General features: G+C 46.3%; 2 tRNA genes and 3 rRNA genes. All 5 read left to right on the forward strand.

Going from position 1 to position 5,660, the window contains the following annotated elements:
• Positions 1–350: 350 nt before the first annotated feature.
• The 5 genes from ACJRPK_RS17380 (at position 351) to rrf (ending at position 5,642) form a co-directional block, all read left to right on the forward strand.
• Positions 351–1,874 (forward strand): 16S ribosomal RNA (locus tag ACJRPK_RS17380).
• A gap of 188 nt (positions 1,875–2,062) precedes the next feature.
• Positions 2,063–2,136: transfer RNA gene (locus tag ACJRPK_RS17385), tRNA-Ile, on the forward strand.
• A gap of 114 nt (positions 2,137–2,250) precedes the next feature.
• Positions 2,251–2,327, forward strand: a tRNA-Ala gene (locus ACJRPK_RS17390).
• 216 nt (positions 2,328–2,543) lie between these two features.
• Positions 2,544–5,383: ribosomal RNA gene (locus tag ACJRPK_RS17395) — 23S ribosomal RNA — on the forward strand.
• Between the two features lie 151 nt (positions 5,384–5,534).
• Positions 5,535–5,642 (forward strand): 5S ribosomal RNA (rrf, locus tag ACJRPK_RS17400).
• Together the 16S, 23S and 5S rRNA genes with 2 tRNA genes alongside form the textbook arrangement of a ribosomal RNA operon.
• Positions 5,643–5,660 lie beyond the last annotated feature (18 nt).

Below are 5,660 nucleotides of genomic sequence, written 5' to 3' on the forward strand. Positions count from 1 at the left end.
GACTAAAAAAAACTTTAAAAAAAGCTTGTCAGAATAAATAAAGGTTGTATATTTGCAGCCGCTTAGACAAACAAGCAAACGTTCTTACATAGAGAGAAAGAAAATAAGATACTACCAGCAGGGGTAGGGAGGTATAGAGGTTCGATTCCTTGATCTTAGACAAGAATTGCTAGCGATGAAGATTGCTTTAGTAATTAGAGAAAGTTCATAGACATATTGATTGACAGCGCGTTTTACGATTTAATCTTTCGGGATTAGGTTGTAGAAGCAAACAAAGAATTAAGACTAGAAAGTCATACTTGAGATTACGATAAATTCCGGTGTTGTTTTTAGATAATATTTAAAGATACACGATGAAGAGTTTGATCCTGGCTCAGGATGAACGCTAGCGGCAGGCTTAACACATGCAAGTCGAGGGGTAACAGAGGTAGCTTGCTACTTGCTGACGACCGGCGCACGGGTGCGTAACGCGTATAGAACCTACCTTATAGAAGGGAATAGCCCAGAGAAATTTGGATTAATGCCCTATAGTGTTATTGATTGGCATCGATTAATAATTAAAGATTTATCGCTATAAGATGGCTATGCGTTCTATTAGCTAGTTGGTATGGTAACGGCATACCAAGGCAACGATAGATAGGGGTCCTGAGAGGGAGATCCCCCACACTGGTACTGAGACACGGACCAGACTCCTACGGGAGGCAGCAGTGAGGAATATTGGACAATGGAGGCAACTCTGATCCAGCCATGCCGCGTGCAGGAAGACTGCCCTATGGGTTGTAAACTGCTTTTATAGAGGAAGAACTAGTGCTACGTGTAGCACCTTGACGGTACTCTACGAATAAGGATCGGCTAACTCCGTGCCAGCAGCCGCGGTAATACGGAGGATCCAAGCGTTATCCGGAATCATTGGGTTTAAAGGGTCCGTAGGCGGGTCTGTAAGTCAGTGGTGAAAGTTTACGGCTCAACCGTGAAATTGCCATTGATACTGCAGGTCTTGAATTATTGTGAAGTGGTTAGAATATGTAGTGTAGCGGTGAAATGCATAGATATTACATAGAATACCGATTGCGAAGGCAGATCACTAACAATATATTGACGCTAAGGGACGAAAGCGTGGGTAGCGAACAGGATTAGATACCCTGGTAGTCCACGCCGTAAACGATGGTTACTAGCTGTTCGGACTTCGGTCTGAGTGGCTAAGCGAAAGTGATAAGTAACCCACCTGGGGAGTACGTTCGCAAGAATGAAACTCAAAGGAATTGACGGGGGCCCGCACAAGCGGTGGAGCATGTGGTTTAATTCGATGATACGCGAGGAACCTTACCAGGGCTTAAATGTAGTCTGACAGCTTTAGAGATAGAGTTTTCTTCGGACAGATTACAAGGTGCTGCATGGTTGTCGTCAGCTCGTGCCGTGAGGTGTCAGGTTAAGTCCTATAACGAGCGCAACCCCTGTTGTTAGTTGCCAGCGAGTAATGTCGGGAACTCTAGCAAGACTGCCGGTGCAAACCGCGAGGAAGGTGGGGATGACGTCAAATCATCACGGCCCTTACGTCCTGGGCCACACACGTGCTACAATGGTAGGGACAGAGAGCAGCCACTGGGTGACCAGGAGCGAATCTATAAACCCTATCACAGTTCGGATCGGAGTCTGCAACTCGACTCCGTGAAGCTGGAATCGCTAGTAATCGCATATCAGCCATGATGCGGTGAATACGTTCCCGGGCCTTGTACACACCGCCCGTCAAGCCATGGAAGCTGGGGGTACCTGAAGTCCGTCACCGTAAGGAGCGGCCTAGGGTAAAACTGGTAACTGGGGCTAAGTCGTAACAAGGTAGCCGTACCGGAAGGTGCGGCTGGAACACCTCCTTTCTAGAGATTTATACGCTAGTTTACTGGTAGTATAGATTAAATTCAATATCGGAAGTATTCTCAAAGAGTATTTTTTAGTCTTAATTGCTGTTGATTAATTATAAAAAGAGATGCAGGAAGCATGATGCAAGAAACAAGCGAGTTCTTGGTTCTTGATTCATGAAGAAGTCTTGGGTCTATTTTAAAACAGTCTCATAGCTCAGCTGGTTAGAGCGCTACACTGATAATGTAGAGGTCGGCAGTTCGAGTCTGCCTGAGACTACAAAGTCGCAAGACTTTACGTTCATACGTATATATTGAAAGGAAATTTTAGAAGTTGAGAATTGAGTACTTCGTAATTGTTAATTCTGGATTCGAGATTCTGAATTTTCGTTATGGGGGATTAGCTCAGCTGGCTAGAGCGCCTGCCTTGCACGCAGGAGGTCATCGGTTCGACTCCGATATTCTCCACCAGGTAGCACCTGGAGGCAATTATAAAGATTGTTTAAGAGTGCTACACGAATTTCACTGATAATTTTTATCGGTGGCGATTCGCCACGTTCATTGACATATTGATCAAATACATACGAGCATCACAGTAAGATGTGATGACAAATAAGAGTAAAAAGGTTACTAATTAATTTATTGATTAGTAATTATATTAAATAAAAGAGCAAGTTAGAGCAAAACACATAAGCTATATAAGGGCGTATGGGGAATGCCTAGGCTCTCAGAGGCGAAGAAGGACGTGATAAGCTGCGAAAAGCTACGGGGATTGGCACATACAAATTGATCCGTAGATATCCGAATGGGGCAACCCGGCATGTTGAAGACATGTCACCACGTAAGTGGGGCGAACCCGGAGAACTGAAACATCTAAGTACCCGGAGGAGAAGAAAACAATAGTGATTCCGTTAGTAGTGGCGAGCGAACGCGGATTAGCCCAAACCGATATTGTTACGGCAATATTGGGGTTGTAGGACTGCGATATTTGATGCGCAATGAATTAGAACTGTTTGGAAAGACAGGCCAGAGAAGGTGATAGCCCTGTATAAGTAAAGAGCGTTATTGATAGCAGTATCCTGAGTAGTGCGGGACACGAGAAATCCTGCATGAATTTGGCGGGACCATCCGCTAAGGCTAAATACTCCTGAGAGACCGATAGTGAACCAGTACCGTGAGGGAAAGGTGAAAAGAACCCTGAATAAGGGAGTGAAAAAGATCCTGAAACCATACGCTTACAAGCGGTCGGAGCCCTTTATGGGGTGACGGCGTGCCTTTTGCATAATGAGCCTACGAGTTACTTTTACTAGCAAGGTTAAGGTGTTCAGCACCGGATCCGTAGCGAAAGCGAGTCTGAATAGGGCGACCATAGTTAGTAGTAGTAGACGCGAAACCGTGTGATCTACCCATGGGCAGGTTGAAGCTTTGTTAACCCAAAGTGGAGGACCGAACCCGTTGACGTTGAAAAGTCTTGGGATGACCTGTGGGTAGGGGTGAAAGGCCAATCAAACTCGGAAATAGCTCGTACTCCCCGAAATGCATTTAGGTGCAGCGTTGGTATAGTTTTATAGAGGTAGAGCTACTGATTGGATGCGGGGGCTTCACCGCCTACCAATTCCTGACAAACTCCGAATGCTATAAAATGTTTACCAGCAGTGAGGGCATGGGTGCTAAGGTCCATGTCCGAGAGGGAAAGAACCCAGACCATCAGCTAAGGTCCCTAAATATATGTTAAGTTGAAGAAACGAGGTTGAACTGCTTAGACAGCTAGGATGTTGGCTTGGAAGCAGCCATTCATTTAAAGAGTGCGTAACAGCTCACTAGTCGAGCGGTTCGGCATGGATAATAATCGGGCATAAACATATTACCGAAGCTATGGATTACAACATTAGGTTGTTGTAGTGGTAGGGGAGCATTGTAGTGGCGTTGAAGGTGAGAGGCGATTCTTGCTGGAGCAGCTACAAAAGAAAATGTAGGCATAAGTAACGATAATGCGGGCGAGAAACCCGCACACCGAAAGACTAAGGTTTCCTCAGCTATGCTAATCAGCTGAGGGTTAGTCGGGACCTAACGCGAACCCGAAAGGGGTAGTGGATGGACAACAGGTTAATATTCCTGTACCTGCTTTACGATAAAAGTGACGGAGGCGAATAGTTAGTGCGTACTGACGGAATAGTACGTTGAAGGGAGTAGTAATACCCCGATAGTACACTAAGGCTTCGGCTGCGGTGATAATCTAGCGAATCGACTTCCAAGAAAAGCGAGTAAAGCAGCCCGTACCCTAAACCGACACAGGTAGTTGGGATGAGAATTCTAAGGTGCTCGAGAGATTCATGGCTAAGGAACTAGGCAAAATAGACCCGTAACTTCGGGAGAAGGGTCGCCCATCTTTTAGATGGGCCGCAGTGAAAAGGTCCAGGCGACTGTTTATCAAAAACACAGGGCTATGCTAAATGGAAACATGACGTATATGGCCTGACACCTGCCCGGTGCCGGAAGGTTAAGAGGAGATGTTAGCTTTTAGCGAAGCATTGAATTGAAGCCCCGGTAAACGGCGGCCGTAACTATAACGGTCCTAAGGTAGCGAAATTCCTTGTCGGGTAAGTTCCGACCTGCACGAATGGTGCAACGATCTGGACACTGTCTCAGCCATGAGCTCGGTGAAATTGTAGTATCGGTGAAGATGCCGGTTACCCGCTGTGGGACGAAAAGACCCTGTGAACCTTTACTATAGCTTAGTATTGACTTTGGATAAGTAATGTGTAGGATAGGTGGGAGACTTTGAAGCAGCATCGCCAGGTGTTGTGGAGTCATTGTTGAAATACCACCCTTTGCTTATTCGGAGCCTAACTCCTTTAGAAGGAGGACAGTGCTTGGTGGGTAGTTTGACTGGGGTGGTCGCCTCCAAAAGAGTAACGGAGGCTTCTAAAGGTCTGCTCAGTACGGTTGGTAATCGTGCGTAGAGTGCAATGGCATAAGCAGGCTTGACTGAGAGACATACAGGTCGATCAGGTACGAAAGTAGAGCATAGTGATCCGGTGGTTCCGCATGGAAGGGCCATCGCTCAAAGGATAAAAGGTACTCCGGGGATAACAGGCTGATCTCCCCCAAGAGCTCACATCGACGGGGGGGTTTGGCACCTCGATGTCGGCTCGTCACATCCTGGGGCTGGAGAAGGTCCCAAGGGTTGGGCTGTTCGCCCATTAAAGTGGCACGCGAGCTGGGTTCAGAACGTCGTGAGACAGTTCGGTCTCTATCTACAGTGGGCGTTAGAAATTTGAGTGGATCTGACTTTAGTACGAGAGGACCGAGTTGGACGAACCGCTGGTGTATCTGTTGTCTCGCCAGAGGCATTGCAGAGTAGCTACGTTCGGAAGGGATAAGCGCTGAAAGCATATAAGCGCGAAACCCACCACAAGATGAGATTTCTTTAAAGGGTCGTGAGAGACGATCACGTTGATAGGCTATAGGTGTAAAGGCAGTAATGTCATAGCCAAGTAGTACTAATAACCCGTAGGCTTATGTGTCCCCCCGGTTCTTTATTGAACCGGGGTGGTAAATTGCTTCAAACTAGACTTTTGTTTAAAACTCTAACTCGTATTTATTTGATCTAATATGTTAAGATATATCGTTAGTATACCTTTACTAACACTACTGGCTATAGAGCTAGTAACAATTTAAGGTGGTTATAGCAACGGGGCTCACCTCTTACCTTTCCGAACAGAGAAGTTAAGCCCGTTAGCGCCGATGGTACTACTACTGTGGAAGAGTAGGTCACCGCCTTTTTTGAAACCCTTCATCATA

It is taken from the genome of Aquimarina sp. 2-A2, assembly GCF_045505135.1.
GTDB classification, from domain to species: Bacteria; Bacteroidota; Bacteroidia; order Flavobacteriales; family Flavobacteriaceae; genus Aquimarina; species Aquimarina intermedia.